Below are 14,741 nucleotides of genomic sequence, written 5' to 3'. Positions count from 1 at the left end.
GGGTTCATGCTAGAATCCATTCTAACGTGTTCCGCCCCGGATGGGGCGGGCGAGGTGAAGGAATGGGTCGGTTTTTCTGGATTCGTCTTGTGATCGGGTTGCTGTTCGCCGTGGTGCTTGCTCTTTTCGCTGCGGCGTTTTTCTTTCGTGACCGGGACCTGTACAGTCGCCAGGTGGGGGTCCTGTTTGCGCAGGCCCTCCGGGAGTCCCTGCAGGCGGAACTGACCTACCGGAGCTTTACCGGCAACCCCCTGATGGGCTACCGGGGGGGGGAGCTGGCCCTCAGCACCTCGTCGGGGGACGTGGTGCTGAGAGCCCAGGAGATTCGGGCCTTCCTCTCCCTTCCCAGCCTTCTGCAGGGTTCTCCTCGCCTGAGCCGGGTGGACCTGATCGGGACGAGCGCGGACCTGGAGGGCCTGCGCTCCCTGGCTCCGGGACGAGACCCCTCCGCCCCCCCTGAGGAAGTTCCCGTGGACCGGTTCGTCCTTCGTGATCTGGCCCTGTCTACCCCCTGGGGGCCCCTGCACGTGGAGAAGGGGGTCCTACGGGTGGATGGCCTGGAGTACCGGTTCCGTCTCCAGGGGGATTGGGAGGGGCGGAAGGCGGAGGCCCACGGCCGTTTTCTGGACGGAAGGGTCCCGGAGCTGGATCTTCGGGGAACCCTGGAGGACCAGGAGCTGGATGTGGAGGGAACCCTGGGGGATCGGTACGACCTGACGGGGGAGCTTTCCCGGTTCAAACTGGGAGAGCTGGAACGGTTTCTCCCCGAGGTGCGCAAGGCGAGTCTGGGAGGCGTGGTGTCCACGCGCTTCGAGGTCCACGGTCCGCCTCGTGCCCTGGCGGCGGAGGGGGAGGGTTCCTGGACCGGGACGGTGACAGGCCTCTCCGTAAAGGATTTGAAAGGCTCCTGGAGCTACGGGGACGGGAAGCTGGCCCTCCGCGTCACCTCGGGAGGGGTGATGGAGACCCCCGTGGAGGGATCGGTAGACCTGGATTTCCGAAAGGAGACCCGCCTGGGGCTGCGGCTTCGGGGGAAGGAGCTGGACCCGAAGAAGTGGAAGGGCTACTTCACCTGGCTGGAGGGGGTGGAGGGGGTCCTGTCGGTGGTCTCCCTGGACCTGCGAGGGCCGGTGGAGGAGCTGGCGGGTCCGGTGTCGGTGCGGGCTCCGGAGGTTCGTCTGTGGGGGGAGACGCTCCAGGATCTGGCGGCGGAGGCGATCCTCCGGGGGTCCCGTCCCCTGACCCTTCGTTGCTCCGGGCAATGGACCGGGGCTTCCTTCGAGGGGAAGGGGGAGGTGAACCCCCGGGGAGACGTGGGGGTGCGCCTGGCGGGGGCCTTTCGCAAGCTGGAGCTGCCCCGTCTGGGGGAGCGTTTCCCGGACCTGAAGGGCCTTGCCCCCCAGGGTACCGCCCAGGGAACCCTCCTGGTGGAAGGGCCTGCCAAGGCGCTGCGCTTCACCGTCCGGGCAAGCCTCGCCGCCCTTTCGGTGGCCCGAGGGAAGGGCCGGGAGCCCCTTCCCGAAACGGAGGTCCACTTCGCCTTTTCCCCCAAGGAACTGCACCTTCTGTCCTTTGCCTCCCGGATCCGGGGCGCCCGGGTTACCGGGTCGGGGCGTGTTGCCTTGGGAGGGAAGGACCTTCCCCTGGCCGTGACGGGGCGGGTGCAGGGAGCGGACCTGGCCCGCTGGCGCGACCTGATCCCCACGGAGAAATGGGGGGTGAAGGGCCTGGCGGGAGGCAGCTTCCGGGTGGAGGGAACCACGAAAAAGCCCCTGGTGCGGGTGGATGCGACGATGCCCGCCCTCGCCCTGCGTGACCTGGCGCCGGTGCGGGACGTGCGCCTTCTGGGAGCCTGGGCCCCCGATTCCTGGCGGGTGGACCGCCTTTCCCTCCGCCCTCCCGGGGGGACCCTGTCCCTTTCCGGCAAGGGAACCCTCAAGGAGGGAGTTCCCGGTCCCTTCTCCCTTTCCGGTCCCTTCACCGGGTTCACCTCCCGGTGGATGGCTCGCAAGGAGGCGCTGCCCTTCCAGGGGACCCTGGCGGGCACCCTGACGCTTCGGGGAGACGGGGATCGGGTGACGGGGGAGGCGGACCTGCGCACCCCCCGGGTGGTCTGGAAGTCCCTGGAGGTGGAGGGCCTTTCGGGCAAGGCTGCCTACGACGGGGAGAAGATCACGCTGACGCGCCTGGGAGGCCGGACCCTGGAGGGGACCGCCTTCCTGGACGGCTCCCTCGTCCTTCCTTCCCGGCAGGCGGATCCGGTGCGGCTGGACCTGAAGGGAACCGTGAAGGACCTCCTCATCGGCGGATGGGCGAAGCAGCACCTGGGGGACCTCCGCATCAAGGGGCTCCTGGGGGGGACGTTCCACCTGAAGGGGACGGAGGGGGATTTTCAGGTGGCGGCGGAGGGAAGCGTGACCCAGCCGGTGGTGCAGGGTCTGGCCTTCTCGTCCCTCCTCTTCCGGGTGCAGGGGAAAGAGGACCGGCTGGAGTTCCAGGAGGTGAAGGCCCTCTTGGGGGACGGCTCCGCCCGCGGCCAGGGAGTCCTCGCCCGGAGGGAAAAGGGATGGGCGCTGGATTTCTCCGCCTCCGGGGAGAACCTGGACCTGGCCCTCCTGGGGCAGGCTTTCCCCGCCTCCCTGCGCAAGAACCTGGCGGGGCGGGTGGGTTTCCATTTCGCCGGGAAGGGAAACGGCCAGGGCCTCACGGGGACGGGGGAGGTGGCGTTTCCGGAGCTTCGGTTCCTGGGCTTCCGGGGTACAGACCTGAAGGCCCCCCTGTTCGTGGGGGAGGGTTTCGTGACGGTGGAAGAGGCCACGGGGAAGGCCTACGGGGGCACCCTGAAGGGCCAGCTGGCCCGGGACCTGAACTCCAGCCGCTACGGGGGACGCCTGGAAATTCGGGGGGCCGACCTGGCCAAGGCCCTGAAGGACGGGTTCCCCCAGAGCAAGGGGACCGTCTCCGGGAAGGCGGACTTCATCCTGCGCCTCCAGGGGGACGTGAGCCGCACCAGCCTCCAGGATGGGGAGGGACGTTTCTCCGTGGTGGACGGGGAGATCTCCGAGTTCGACGGAGCCAAGGCGGTGTCTTCCGTCACCGGGGGCAAGCCCGTGCGCTTCCGCTCCCTGGCGGGGAGCTTCAACGTGGACGGGAAGAGCCTGTTTCTGCTCCCGGGAAGCCGCATCTCCGCACCCCCGGGGGATGGGGCGTATCGGTACCTCATGGCGGACGGAAGCCTGGACGACAAGGGGCGTCTGGACGTCTCCTGCCTGGGGAACGTGAACATCCGGGCCCTCAACGTGGCGGTGGGGGTCCTCCAGGGGCTGGTCCAGTCGGGGATCGACGGGACCGGCCTGCTGGGGAACTTTCTGGGGGGCGCCGTGGGCGGGTTCACGCGCAAGGACTTCCGGGACGTGTCCTTCCGGATCCGGGGGACCCTGGACGATCCGAAGCTCTCGGAGCTGAAGATCGCCCGCCCCCAGAAGACCTCCCCCATCCCCGAGTCTCCGGGGCAGAAGAACAAACCCAAGCAGGAAGACGGCATCCGCATCCGCATCGAGATCCCCCTGGGGGAGGGACTGGTGAGCGACGACAGCCTGGGGTCGCAGATCCAGGATCAGATCCTGCAGAACGCGGTGCGCATGATCCTCCGGCCGGGGGACCAGGAATAGCCTCGGGCCTCAGCCCTCCTGGGAGCGCAGCACCTCCAGGAGACGGGATTCGTCGATGTTGCCCCCGGAGATCACCACCCCCACTTTTTTCCCCCGCACCTCCGGCCGGCCCGTCAGGAGGGCCGCCACCCCCACCGCCCCGGCACCTTCCACCACCTGGTGGTGGGTCCGGTGCAGCGTGGCGATGGCCCGGGCGATGTCCTCCTCCCGCACCTCCACCACCCCCTTCATGCGCGTCTTGGCGAGGTCCAGGAGGCTCTGGGGGATGTAGCCCGCCAGACCGTCCGCCAGGGTGTCCCCGTACTCCACGTCCCTCACCACCCCGGAATCCCAGGAGACCACGTAGGGGTTCGACGCTTCCGACTGAACCCCCCACAGCTCGATGCGGGGTCTCAGGGTCGAGGCGGCCAGGGAGACCCCGTTCATCAGCCCTCCTCCCCCCGCGGGCATCACGATCAGGTCCAGGTCCGGCTCGTCCAGGAGCATTTCGATCCCCAGGGTGGAGGCGCCGCAGAGGATGTCCGGATCCTCGAAGGAGGAGACGTAGGTGAGCCCCGCCTCTCCCCGGCGGTGGGCCTCCGCCTCCGCGTCGTCGTAGGTTCCCTCGATGCACTGCAGGTCCACCCAGGGGCCGCCGAGGCGTCGGATGGCCTCCTGCTTCGTCCGGGGGCAGGAGGCGGGCACGCAGATCGTCGCCTTCACCCGCATCTGTGCCGCCGCCAGGGCCACCCCCTGACCGTGGTTTCCGCTGGAGGCGGTGACCACCCCGCGCTTTTGCTGGGCCTCCGTGAGGCGGGACATCTTGAACAGGGCCCCGCGAATCTTGAAGGAGCCGCAGAACTGTTGGTTTTCCCACTTCACGAAGACGGGGGTACCCAGGCGTTCGCTCAAGGGGGCGGAGTGCTCCAGGGGGGTGTGGCGCACCCGGGGGCGCAGAAACCGGTACGCCAGCAGGGCGTCCGTGAAGGACGGGTTGATGGGAAGGTGGGTCATGGCGTTTTCCTCCTGTCTGTACGGTCCCCCGAGGGGGACGGATCCCCACAGTATAATCGGGGAAAGCTCATGAGGGGGGGATCCGGAGTGGGGGAGAGGACGTTGATCCTGGGAGGGGTGCGCAGCGGGAAGAGCGAGTTGGCGGAAAGGCTTGCCCGTGCCTGGGACCGGGGGACGGTGGCCTACCTGGCCACCGGGGAGGCCCGGGACGAGGAGATGGCCCTGCGGATCCGCCGTCATCGGGAGCGTCGCCCCGCTTCCTGGGAGACCTGGGAGGGGGCCCCGGAGGACCTTCCCGGGGCGGTGCGGGCCCGGGAGGGGGTCCTGCTGGTGGACTGCCTCACCCTCTGGGCCTCCCGCCTCATGTTTCGGGAGCCCTCGTCGGAGGGGGAGGACGAGGGGGCCTGGCAGGAGGCCCAGGGGAGGATCCTCGCCCTGGGGCGGGACCTCCTGGCCGCCCCGGGCCCCGGTGTCCGTCTGATCCTGGTGTCCAACGAGGTGGGGTGCTGCCTGATCCCTCCCAACCGGCTGGGTCGCCGGTTCCAGGAGCTTCAGGGGCGGCTGAACCGCCTGGCTGCGGAGGGGGCGGATCGGGTGGCCCTGGTGGTGGCGGGCCTTCCCCTGTGGATCAAGGGAGAGGCTCCGGAGGAGGGGAGGGCATGACCTTCCTGCGCCGACTGGCCCTCCAGTGGGCCCTGCTGACCCGCCTCCCCCTCCCCGCCTCCTGGGTTCCCCCGGGGCTGGACGATGCCCCCTCCCTCTCCTGGGCTCCCCTGGTGGGGGGCGTTCTGGGGCTGGGGACGGGGGCGTGCGGCTGGCTTCTGGCCCGGTCCCTTCCCCCCCTGCCCGCCGCCTGGGGAACCTGCGGCCTCTACGCCCTGGCGGGGTGGGCCCTGCACCTGGACGGCTGGTCCGACCTGGCGGACGGGTTCGGCTCCGGCCGACGGGGGGAGGCGCTCCGGGAGGTCATGAAGGACAGCCGCATCGGGGGCTTCGGGGCCCTGGCCCTGGTGTGGGGGGTGGGGATGTGGAGCCTCCTCCTGGCCCAGATCCCCGCGTCCCGCTGGCCCCTGGCCCTGGCCTTCGCCGGGGCGACGGGGCGGTTTGCCCTGTGCGTCGCCGCCTGGCGGGGAGCCTATCCCTGGGAGTCCGGCATGGGCAGGTGCTTCGTCCGGGAATACCGGGGGGCCCACCTGGCCCTGGCCCTGCTGCTGACGGCGCCCTTCCTCCTCCCCTTCCCCGGAGGGACGCCCCTTTCCCTGTGCGGGGCGGTGCTTGCGGGGCTGGGGATGGCGGGGGCCTTCAACCGTCGCATGGGAGGGGTCAACGGGGACGTCCTGGGGGGGACGGAGGTCCTGGGGGAGCTGATCGCCCTGGGGGTCCTGGCCTCCTGAACCCGGGGGATGATATATTACGCACACAGCAAAGTGACGGACACGCACAAGGAACCTTCTCCTCCGGGAGGACCCGGGGCGGGAAGGGAGGGAGGACATCCCCATGAGGTTGGTCTATACCCACCGTCTGAAGTCGGACATGGTTCTGGCGCGCCCCCTAGTCTCCGAGGAGGGGACGTTGCTCCTCGCGGAGGGAGTCCCCCTCGGGGAAAGCCTGATCCATCGCCTTGTGGAGGTGGGGGTTCCCTTCGTCTACGTCCGGGACGACCGTTTCCCCACGGACCGGGTCCAGCCCCTGGTGAGCCCCCAGAGCCTCCGCCGGGTCACCGCGGACCTGCGGGGGGTTTTGGTGCAGGCCGCCCAGGACCACGCCTCCTCCTCCCTCACCCTCTCCCTGGAGGTCCTGGGTTCCCAGGTGGAGGAGCTGATCTGCGAGGTCCTCTCCCAGCCCGATCTGGTGGTCCACCTGTTGGACCTGAAGAGCTGCCAGAGCTACGAGGTCCAGCACGGGGTGCAGACCCTGGTCCTGGCGGCCCTGTGCGCCCACCGCCTGGGGTTGCCCCGGGAGGAGATCCGCATCCTGGGGCTGGGGGCGCTTCTCCACGACCTGGGGAAGGTCTTCCTCTCCCCCGGTCTCATGAGCAAAGTGGAGCCCCTTTCGGAGGAGGAGTGGAAGGAGATCCGCCGCCACCCGGAGATGGGGGCGGGGCTGATGGAGGAGCACCGGGACCTCTGGCCCCTGGCCTCCGAGGCCGCCCTGAGCCACCACGAACGCCTGGACGGCAGCGGCTACCCCGACGGGAAGCGGGAGGAACAGGTCTCCGCCACCGCCCGAATCGTGGCGGTGGCGGACGTGTACGACGCCCTCACCTCCCCCCGGCCCTATCGCCCCGTTCCCTTCTCCCCCCTCAAGGCCCTTCGGCACCTCCAACTGGGAGCGGGACGCCTGTACGACCCCCGGGTGGTGGAGGCCTTCTCGTCTCTCATCTGTCCCTTCCCCGTGGGGACCTGGCTGCGCCTTTCCACGGGACACGTGGGCCTGGTGACGGAGATCCACCCCGAGGCCCCGGATCGACCGGTGCTCTCGGTGGTGCGTCTGGAGGGGAAGGGACCCCTTCCCCAGCCCCTCCGGGTGGACCTGGCGGCCCATCGGGACGCCTCGGTCCGGGCGATCCTGGAGGACGAGGACAGCGTGGTCCTGCATCGTCTGGAGGACGAGGTCCCGGACCCCTTCGATCCCCCCCGATGAACCTCCCCCCGGCCCGCCTGATCGCCCTGGACCTGGACGGAACCCTCCTGGACGAGACGGGACGGGTTCCCTCCGCCCGGATCGCCGTGCTGGAGGAGGCGGTGAGGCGAGGGGTTCGGGTCACTCTGGCCACGGGGCGGATGTATGCCTCCGCCCGCTCCTTCCTGGAGACGGCGCCCCTGAACGCCCCCCTGATCTCCTACAACGGCGCCCTGATCCGGGACCCCCGGACGGAACTCACCTGGTTCCACCGGCCCCTGGAGGCGGGGCTGGCCCGGGAGGTGCTGGGTTTTCTCCGGGAGAGGGGGGTGTACGTGCAGGCCTACGTGGACGACCGCTTCCTGGTGGAACGGGCCTCCCACGAGGGGGCCCGGGCCTATGCCCGCCTGACCGGCCTGGAGCCCCTGGAGGTGGGGGAGGCGTTGTACCGCCTCCAGGCCCCTCCCACCAAGCTGCTGGTCATCCAGGACCCCCGGGAGATCCCCCCCCTGGAGGCGAGCCTGCGGGAGGCCTTCGGTTCCCGGGTGCACGTGGCGGGATCGCAGAAGGGGTTTCTGGAGGTGGTTCCCCGGGGGATCCACAAGGGCCTCGCCCTGCTCTGGCTGGCGGACGCCCTGGGCATCCCCCGGGGACAGGTCCTGGCTCTGGGGGACGGGGACAACGACGCGGAGATGCTGGCCTCGGTGCCCTTGGGGGTGGCGGTACCCCAGGGCTCCCCTCGGGCTCGGGCCGGGGCGGCCTTCACGGCGCCGGAGGGGGAGGATCCGGTGGTCTGGGCGGTGCGCCGCTTCGCCCTGGAGGGACGGGGTTTCCCTAGCCCCTGAAGCGCTGGTCCCACTGGGCCAGCAGGTCCATCGCCCCGCTGGTGCCCAGCCGATCCGCCCCCGCCTCCAGGAGGGAAAGAGCCTGGTCCAGGGTGCGGATCCCCCCGGAGGCCTTGATCCCCATGCGGTTTCCCAGGGTGCGGCGCATCAGGGCCACCGCTTCCTCCGTGGCTCCCCCCGCGCCGAAGCCCGTGGAGGTCTTCACGAAGGAGGCCCCCGCATCTCGGGCCAGCTGACAGGCCTTCACGATGCCCCCTTCGTCCAGAAGGCTCGTCTCCAGGATCACCTTCACCACGTGTCCCCGGGCCTCCTGCACCACCCCGGCGATGTCCTCCCGAACCGCGTCGTACTCTCCCGAGAAGAACCAGGGCAGGTGGAGAACCATGTCCAGCTCCTCCGCCCCCTGGTCGAACAGGAGGCGGGCCTCCCGGGCCTTCACCTCCGAAAGGGTCGCTCCCAGGGGGAACCCCACCACGGAGACCGTCTTGACCCCCGATTTCGCCAGGAGGGGAGCGGCGATCCGGACGTAGCAGGGGAGCACCACCAGGGCTCCCAGATGGTCCCGCACCGCGGCGGCGCAGGCCTCCTCCACGCTTCTCCGGTCCACATCCGGGCGCAGCAGGGCCTGTTCCAGGGTATGGGCGAACTCGTCCCTCTTCATGATCGCGGCCTCCTTCCCTGTACCGTGCAAAAGAACTCTCCTTCATTTTAACCCCAAAAGGGTGTTCCCTCGGGTTTGACAGGGTCCTCTCCCGTCGGGATAATCGCCGCCAGCGAGGGCGCCCCGAAGGGCGCCGCCATGGAGGTGGGTGCATGCGACAGTTGGGCATCGTGGACCCGGAACTGGGGGCCATTCTGGATCGGGAGGCGGCCAGGCAGGAGCTGACCCTGGAACTCATCGCCTCGGAGAGCTTTGTCCCCCCGGCGATCATGGAGGTGCAGGGCTCCCTTCTCACCAACAAGTACGCCGAGGGCTACCCCGGACAGCGCTACCACGGGGGGTGCCAGTTCATCGACGCCCTGGAGAGCCTGGCCATCGGGCGGGCGATGGCCCTCTTCGGGGCGGAGCACGCCAATGTGCAGCCCCATTCGGGGGTGAACGCCAACCTGGCGGTCTACCAGGCGGTCCTCCAGCCCGGGGACACCATCCTGGCCATGGACCTCAAGCACGGGGGGCACCTCTCCCACGGATCCAAGGCCAGCCTCACGGGGCGGGTCTACCGGGGGGTGCACTACGGGGTGCGTCCGGACACGGAACGGGTGGACCTGGACCAGGTGCGGGCCCTGGCCCGGGAGCACCGTCCCCGGCTCCTGGTGACCGGCGCCAGCGCCTACCCCCGGATCCTGGACTACCCCGCCTTCCGGGAGATCGCCGACGAGGTGGGGGCCCTGCTCCTCACCGACATGGCCCACATCGCGGGCCTCGTGGCCGCGGGAGTGCTGCCCAGCCCCGTGCCCCACTGCCACTTCGTCACCTCCACCACCACCAAGACCCTCCGGGGCGCTCGGGGGGGCTTCATCCTCTGCCGGGAGGAGTTCGCCCCGGCGGTGGACAAGGCCATCTTCCCCGGGACCCAGGGCGGCCCGATCCTCCAGAATGTGGCCGCCAAGGCCCTCACCTTCAAGCTGGCGGGAACGGAATCCTTTGCCCGGTACGCCCGGAACACCGTGGCGAATGCCGCCGCCCTGGCCCGGAACCTGACCGATCGGGGCTACCGCATCGTCTCCGGGGGGACGGACAACCACCTGTTGCTGGTGGACCTGCGCCCCAAGGGCCTCACGGGGGACGTGGCGGAGCGTGCCCTGGAGTCGGTGGACATCATGGTGAACAAGAACCTCATCCCCTTCGATCCGGAGAAGCCCACGGTCACCTCGGGCATCCGCATCGGTCTGGGGGCCCTCACCACCCGGGGTTTCGGGGAGAAGGACATGCCCGTTCTGGGAGAACTCCTCGACCGGGCCCTCCAGGGACGGGGGGACGAGAAGGTCCTGAAGGACGTGAAGGGCCAGGTCCTGGACCTGTGCCTCGCCCATCCCCTCTACTGCCGCTTCGGGGAAGGGGACGGGCTTCTGGACTGATCCCCCTTCCTGGAGGGAGGAGGATCGAAGGAAGGCGAAGAGGGCCCCGGGGCGGTACCGCCTCCGGGGCCCTCTTTCGACGTGCGTCGGGGGGTCAGTCCTCCCGAGGGGATTTCAGGGGAAGCCACAGCTCCGGCTGGTCTCGGTCGTCCGCGGGGAGGGGCCCCGTGTGGACCACCGCGGCCCGGCGTTCCCCGTCGGGGGTGATCCCTCCCAGATCGGAGACGTAGAAGGTGAGGCCGCCCTCCTTGAGGGCGTATCGGTAGCCCACGGAACGATGGTCCGTCTCCTGCCAGCCGGAGAAGCGCTTTGCGTAGCGCTTGTTGAGGAAGCTCGCCACCCCCAGGCCGTCCTCGGTCTTGTAGGCCGGAGAGGCGCTCTCGGCCTGCACCAGTCGGCCGTCCTCGTCGAAGACCATCCGGCACCCCGGGAAGGCCTTCCCCGGGGCATCCCGGTCCGTCAGGCGGGGGAAGCGCCACACCTCGAAGGTCTTGCCTCCGGGGGTCTGGAGGCCGTCGGCGGAGTCCGGGTCCCCGAACCGGGCCAGCACCTCCTCCTTGGAGAGCCCCAGGGTCACGGGGCCCAGGGATTTTCCCGGAACCAGGAAGAACCGGTCGTCGTTGGGCAGCCCCAGCTGGGCTCGGGCGGCCCAGAGGCCGTGCTTGGGTCGGGGGTCCTCCGGGGCCAGCTCCGCCGCCTTGCGGTACCCCCGCAGGGCCTCCCCGTAGGCCTTCAGTCCCATGAGTGCCTTGGCGTCCCGCAGGAGGGTGTCCACCTGGTCGGGGTTCCAGGTCAGGGCCAGGGACAGATGCTCCACTGCCCGGTCCCGGCTCCCCAGGCGACGGTACACCTCTCCCAGGAGCCTTTGGGTCTCGGGGTTCTTCGGAGCCAGCCGGACCGCCTTCTCCAAGGGGTCCAGGGCGCTTTCCGGCCGCCCCAGAGAAAGGAGGATGCGTCCCGTCCGGATCCACGCCCCTTCGTCCCGGGGCTGGTTCTCCAGGTGGGAGGCGAAGGCGTCCAGGGCCTCTCCGGGACGCCCCAGGCTTTCCAGGCAGACGCCGATCTGGAAGAGGGTGTCCTTCCGCTCCGGCCGCTCCTTCAGGACCTTGCGGAAGAGCTTCAGTGCCGGAGCGTACCGCCGGGCCTCGTAGAGGCGGCTGGCCTCCTGGAAGTGCTTCTCCGGCAGCACCGTGTGGCGGTAGTACCAGAACCCGCCTCCCACGAAGGCCAGAAGGAGCAGAAGGCCCAGGCCCGCGAAGAGACCTCGGGGCAGGGGCCGGGGTTCCGGCGGCGGGGTGAAGGCTTCCTCCTCCGGGGTGATCCCCGTGAGTTCCCCGGGGACCTCCCAGGAGGAATCCTCCGGAAGGGGGCCGGGTTCGTGGGGGGAGCTGGGGTCTTGGGGTCTGTCGTTCACGGGTATCCCTCCAGGGGGAATGGGTGTCCCTTGGGGTTCGCGGGGCCTTAGGGGCGATTGTAGCTTGTTCCGAAGGGGTTGTCCCCGAAGGGGGGCCCGGGGGAAGGGGTGAGGGGTGTACTCTGTATCCGTTTTGAAATAAACCAAAAGGAGACGCCGGTTTCATGGCGTCTCCTTTTGGCACGAAGCGGAAGGGCGAGGGTCTCGGGGAGGGGAGGCCCTCCAGCCCTTCCGCGCAGGGTAAGCGGTTCTAGTTGGCGAAGGTACGGATCAGGGTATAGGCGGGATCTTCCACCCTGGACTCCCCGGTGATGCGCTTCTCCATTTCGATGATCTTCTCGGGATTCCGCAACATGGCTGTCCCCTCCTTGTGGGTTTGATAGGGTGGCCGGTATTTTTGTGTATTCGATCTTGCCGCCCTTTGTGGCCATATCATACGCTGCGGTTTATTGACTGTCAACAGCCTACTTCTTGCAAAACAGGACAACTCGCTTTGAAAACAACGGAGTTTGATGGAAAGGGAAGCCGGAAAAAAGGAAAAATTAGGAAACGAAGATGTAATGATCCTAGGTTCGTCCTGGGGGCCCCGAGGCCCGGGGTTTTGCCCCTGCGGTATGATGGAGGGTGGACAAGGGGGGCGTTCCTGTGGCTTTAGACTACGAACCGCTGCGTCGAGACCTTCAGGGGATCTATCGTTCTCTCTGGGGCAGGTGTCTGGAGCGTTCCTCGGACCACAGCTTCGCGGTCCTCTGGGCCTGGGACGAGGCGTTGGGCTACGAAACCGCCCTCTTCCGCGACCTGATCTGGATCCGTCAGCTCCGCCCCGAGCCCGTGTGCCTGGCCCCCGTGGGGGAGTGGCGGCGTGACGACTGGGACCGCCTCCTGGCCGAGGCGGTGGGCGAGAGGGGAACCTTTCTTGCGGTGCCCGAGAGCCTGGGGCGCCTTTGGGCGGACCAGCTGGGAAACCGGGTTCGTCTTCGGGAGGACCGGGACTCCTTCGAATACCTCCACCGGGTCCAGGACCTGGCGGACCTGAAGGGAAACCGGTACATGCGCAAGCGCAACCGGATCAACCGGTTCCTTCGGACCCACCGGTACCGCTACCTGCCCCTCACGGACGACCTGGTCCCCCGGGTGATGGAGCTTCAGGTGCGGTGGTGCGGGAAGCGGGACTGCCAGGACGATTTCCTCCTCTGGGGGGAACACCGGGGCATCCTGAGGGTCTTGGGGGATCTGGACTGGCTGGAGGGGCTCTTCGGCGGGTGCCTGGAGGTGGAGGGATCCCTGGTGGCCTACACCCTGGGAGAGGATCTGGGGGATCGCAACCTCATGATCCATTTCGAGAAGGGATGCCCCGGGGTCCCCGATTCCTACCAGGTGATCCACCGGGACTTCCTGGCCCAGCATCGGGACCGTTTCGACGTGGTGAACCGGGAGGAGGACATGGGAGATCCGGGCTTGCGGGAGGCGAAGATGTCCTACCTCCCCTTCGGTTTTTTGCGGAAATACCGGGTGGAATGGGACGTTCGGGGTTTTCCCGACGAAGACGAAGGATCGGATGGGGAGGGATGAGGATGCAGAGGCTGGAAGGGATGCGCGTCCTGGTGTTCGTGGAGGATACCTATGAGGACCTGGAACTCTGGTACCCCAAGCTGCGTCTGGCGGAAGAAGGGGCGGAGGTGGTGACGGCGGGTCCGGAGGCCCGGAAGGTCTACGTGGGCAAACACACCTACCCCTGTCGCAGCGACGCCTCCTTCTACGACCTTCAGGAGCGGGACTTCCAGGGCCTGGTGATCCCCGGGGGGTTCGCCCCGGACAAACTGCGCCGGATCCCCAAGGTCCTGGACCTGACCCGCCAGTTCATGGCGGCGGGAAAGCTGGTGGCCCACATCTGCCACGGAGGGTGGATCCCCGCCTCCGCGGAGATCGTGGCGGGGTTCCGCATGACCTCCACCCCGGGGATCAAGGACGACCTGGTCCACGCCGGGGCCACCTGGGTGGACGAGCCCCTGGTGGTGGACCGCAACATGGTGTCCAGCCGCAAGCCCGACGACCTCCCCTGGTTCCTCCAGGGGTGCCTGCAGGTCCTGGAGAGGAAGCTCTAGGGGGGCGCAGGCCCGTCGTCGGGGGGGAACGGAAGGGGGCGTCGCGGAGGGGCCGGTGGGCCCGCGCGACGCCCCCTCTTTTTTTGGGGGGGATTCAGGAGGCCTGGCGGATCCGCACGTCCCAACCGTCCGGGTCCCGGACGAGAAGCCACGATTCGTTCGGGGCGACGGAGAGAAGCTCCGGGCACCCTTGGGAAAGCAGGCGATCCTTCCAGGATTGGAACGCCGAAGGTACGGGGAAGAGGAAGGAAAGCTCGATCAAGCCTGATCTTTGGGGGTCCCGGGGTTTGCCCCCCTGGCTGGACCAGACGTTGAGTCCCAGATGGTGGTGGTAGTCCCCGAAGGCCAGGAAGGCCGCCCCGGGAAGGTCTTCCTGGGTGACCTTCAGGGGCAGGAGGGAGGAGTAGAAGTCCACGGACCGCTTCAGGTTCGATACCCGCAGGTGCAGGTGCCCCAGGGTCATCTCGGGGGTCGATCCGGGGCCCTCCATCTCCTCCGCCAGGGCGCCCAGAAGGTCCTGCGGGGGCGCCAGCCGGGAGCCCATGGCCAGGTGCCCCCCCCGGGTGGGCCAGGTTTCCCGGGACCGGTCCCGGTAGATCTCGATGCCCGTCTCGTCGGGGTCCTCGGTGTAGATCGCTTCGCTTACCCCGTGGTCCACCGGGCCATCGGTGGGAAGCCTTGCCTCCTTCAGGCGAAGGAAGGTCCGAGCCAGGGCGGGGCGATGGGGAACGCGAAGGGCCAGGTGGTAGAGCCCCGGGACGGCGGGGGATTCGGGGACGGCCCCGGGGCGCTCCTCCAGGGTGGCCAGGAGGTTTCCCGAGGGAAGGAACAGCTCCGCCCCGCCGGGGACCTCCCGGGTTTCCAGGCCCAGGGCGGCCCGGTAGAAGTCCCGGGAACGTTCGACGGAGGCCACGCCCAGACGCAGGGGGCCCAGGATCGGAGAATCGTCGGAAGCCCGCATGAGGATCCCTCCTTATCGATGCGGTTGCGGTCTCTTACTGTGTCGGGCCAT

Annotated in this window: 12 protein-coding genes; 8 read left to right on the top strand and 4 right to left on the bottom strand. The window is 68.8% G+C overall.

Features of this window, described 5'->3' with window-relative positions; translation table 11 throughout:
- Window positions 1-89: 89 nt before the first annotated feature.
- Window positions 90-3,671, top strand: a complete 3,582-nt coding sequence (locus APAU_RS11890; protein WP_156789500.1) for a hypothetical protein — start codon at window positions 90-92, stop codon at window positions 3,669-3,671.
- Window positions 3,672-3,680: 9 nt separating this feature from the next.
- On the opposite strand, the gene APAU_RS11885 is transcribed toward APAU_RS11890, so the two are convergent.
- The gene (locus APAU_RS11885) at window positions 3,681-4,664 is read right to left on the bottom strand and encodes a threonine ammonia-lyase (RefSeq protein ID WP_006302005.1); all 984 of its coding nucleotides are present in this window, start codon (window positions 4,662-4,664) and stop codon (window positions 3,681-3,683) included.
- 87 nt (window positions 4,665-4,751) lie between these two features.
- Between APAU_RS11885 and APAU_RS11880 the strand changes: the two genes are divergently transcribed.
- The 4 genes from APAU_RS11880 to APAU_RS11865 all read left to right on the top strand — a co-directional run bounded on the left by APAU_RS11880 (window position 4,752) and on the right by APAU_RS11865 (window position 8,131).
- The gene (locus tag APAU_RS11880; RefSeq protein WP_006302004.1) at window positions 4,752-5,327 is read left to right on the top strand and encodes a bifunctional adenosylcobinamide kinase/adenosylcobinamide-phosphate guanylyltransferase; all 576 of its coding nucleotides are present in this window, start codon (window positions 4,752-4,754) and stop codon (window positions 5,325-5,327) included.
- Complete coding sequence (locus tag APAU_RS11875) at window positions 5,324-6,058, top strand: adenosylcobinamide-GDP ribazoletransferase (RefSeq protein ID WP_006302003.1); 735 nt, start codon at window positions 5,324-5,326, stop codon at window positions 6,056-6,058. Before APAU_RS11880 ends, APAU_RS11875 begins: the two co-directional genes overlap by 4 nt.
- Window positions 6,059-6,161: 103 nt before the next feature.
- Window positions 6,162-7,307 (top strand): HD-GYP domain-containing protein, encoded by a 1,146-nt coding sequence (locus APAU_RS14800; RefSeq protein WP_006302002.1) that lies wholly within the window; start codon window positions 6,162-6,164, stop codon window positions 7,305-7,307.
- Window positions 7,304-8,131 (top strand): Cof-type HAD-IIB family hydrolase, encoded by an 828-nt coding sequence (locus APAU_RS11865; protein WP_006302001.1) that lies wholly within the window; start codon window positions 7,304-7,306, stop codon window positions 8,129-8,131. The genes APAU_RS14800 and APAU_RS11865 overlap by 4 nt, the downstream gene beginning before the upstream one ends.
- Here the strand turns inward: APAU_RS11865 and deoC are convergent.
- A complete protein-coding gene (gene deoC, locus APAU_RS11860) occupies window positions 8,121-8,792 on the bottom strand; it encodes a deoxyribose-phosphate aldolase (RefSeq protein WP_006302000.1) in 672 nt (223 codons plus the stop codon). The genes APAU_RS11865 and deoC overlap by 11 nt on opposite strands.
- Before the next feature lie 152 nt (window positions 8,793-8,944).
- On the opposite strand from deoC, the gene APAU_RS11855 reads away from it, so the two are divergent.
- Window positions 8,945-10,210 (top strand): serine hydroxymethyltransferase, encoded by a 1,266-nt coding sequence (locus APAU_RS11855; protein ID WP_006301999.1) that lies wholly within the window; start codon window positions 8,945-8,947, stop codon window positions 10,208-10,210.
- 94 nt (window positions 10,211-10,304) lie between these two features.
- Here APAU_RS11855 and APAU_RS11850 read toward each other — a convergent pair whose 3' ends face one another.
- Complete coding sequence (locus APAU_RS11850; protein WP_006301998.1) at window positions 10,305-11,624, bottom strand: tetratricopeptide repeat protein; 1,320 nt, start codon at window positions 11,622-11,624, stop codon at window positions 10,305-10,307.
- A 645-nt stretch (window positions 11,625-12,269) separates the two neighbouring features.
- Here APAU_RS11850 and APAU_RS11845 point away from each other — a divergent pair.
- Complete coding sequence (locus APAU_RS11845; RefSeq protein ID WP_006301996.1) at window positions 12,270-13,196, top strand: DUF2156 domain-containing protein; 927 nt, start codon at window positions 12,270-12,272, stop codon at window positions 13,194-13,196.
- 2 nt (window positions 13,197-13,198) lie between these two features.
- Window positions 13,199-13,729, top strand: a complete 531-nt coding sequence (locus APAU_RS11840; RefSeq protein ID WP_006301993.1) for a type 1 glutamine amidotransferase domain-containing protein — start codon at window positions 13,199-13,201, stop codon at window positions 13,727-13,729.
- Between the two features lie 94 nt (window positions 13,730-13,823).
- On the opposite strand, the gene APAU_RS11835 is transcribed toward APAU_RS11840, so the two are convergent.
- Entirely contained in the window at window positions 13,824-14,690 is an 867-nt protein-coding gene (locus tag APAU_RS11835; RefSeq protein ID WP_006301991.1) for a VOC family protein, read from the bottom strand.
- Window positions 14,691-14,741: the final 51 nt, after the last annotated feature.

Origin of the sequence: Aminomonas paucivorans DSM 12260, assembly GCF_000165795.1 — a bacterium.
Taxonomy (GTDB): Bacteria; Synergistota; Synergistia; order Synergistales; family Synergistaceae; genus Aminomonas; species Aminomonas paucivorans.
Note: the sequence above shows the minus strand (reverse complement) of the source record. Positions and strands in the feature narration are given on the sequence as shown.

Bases quoted from the DNA above. Each gene is read 5' to 3' on its own strand.
- APAU_RS11885 (WP_006302005.1), bottom strand. From the start codon at position 4,664: ATGACCCACCTTCCCATCAACCCGTCCTTCACGGACGCCCTGCTGGCG.
- APAU_RS11875 (WP_006302003.1), top strand. From the start codon at position 5,324: ATGACCTTCCTGCGCCGACTGGCCCTCCAGTGGGCCCTGCTGACCCGC.
- APAU_RS14800 (WP_006302002.1), top strand. From the start codon at position 6,162: ATGAGGTTGGTCTATACCCACCGTCTGAAGTCGGACATGGTTCTGGCG.
- APAU_RS11865 (WP_006302001.1), top strand. From the start codon at position 7,304: ATGAACCTCCCCCCGGCCCGCCTGATCGCCCTGGACCTGGACGGAACC.
- deoC (WP_006302000.1), bottom strand. From the start codon at position 8,792: ATGAAGAGGGACGAGTTCGCCCATACCCTGGAACAGGCCCTGCTGCGC.
- APAU_RS11855 (WP_006301999.1), top strand. From the start codon at position 8,945: ATGCGACAGTTGGGCATCGTGGACCCGGAACTGGGGGCCATTCTGGAT.
- APAU_RS11840 (WP_006301993.1), top strand. From the start codon at position 13,199: ATGCAGAGGCTGGAAGGGATGCGCGTCCTGGTGTTCGTGGAGGATACC.
- APAU_RS11835 (WP_006301991.1), bottom strand. From the start codon at position 14,690: ATGCGGGCTTCCGACGATTCTCCGATCCTGGGCCCCCTGCGTCTGGGC.